Below are 385 nucleotides of genomic sequence, written 5' to 3'. Positions count from 1 at the left end.
ACGTGCGCAACTATGCGCCGGGCGAGTGGCTGACGTTGCTGACCGAAGCCGGGCTGGTGGTGCGCGAGGTGACGTCGGATCGGTTGATGCTGGAGTTTGGCAGTTGGGTGGCGCGCATGCGCACGCCGGCGCATTTCGTTACCGCGATCCGTGCGCTGCAGCAAAGCGTGTCGCAGGAGGTGGCGGCGCACTTCGCCATTCAGCCGGACGGCTCCTTTACCAGCGATATCATGATGTTTGAAGTGACGAAGGGCTGAAAGCAACGGGGCAGCCGATGAAGGCTGCCCCGCGAAACGCTATCGGCTGCGATGCGTTTATTTTTTATCTTCCAGCAGGCAGCGGTAGATCAGGCCGCCGATAATGCCGCCGACCAGCGGCACCAGCC

At 62.3% G+C, this 385-nt stretch carries 1 pseudogene; it reads left to right on the top strand.

The features are described 5' to 3' along the window. Positions 1 to 257, top strand: a pseudogene (locus SOP85_RS31285) (SAM-dependent methyltransferase); the annotation flags it as partial. Positions 258 to 385: the final 128 nt, after the last annotated feature.

Origin of the sequence: Pseudomonas sp. YuFO20, from assembly GCF_035064975.1 — a bacterium.
GTDB classification, from domain to species: Bacteria; Pseudomonadota; Gammaproteobacteria; order Pseudomonadales; family Pseudomonadaceae; genus Aquipseudomonas; species Aquipseudomonas putida_AE.
The sequence above is the reverse complement of the archived record's forward strand: the minus strand, read 5'-3'. Positions and strand labels throughout refer to the sequence as shown.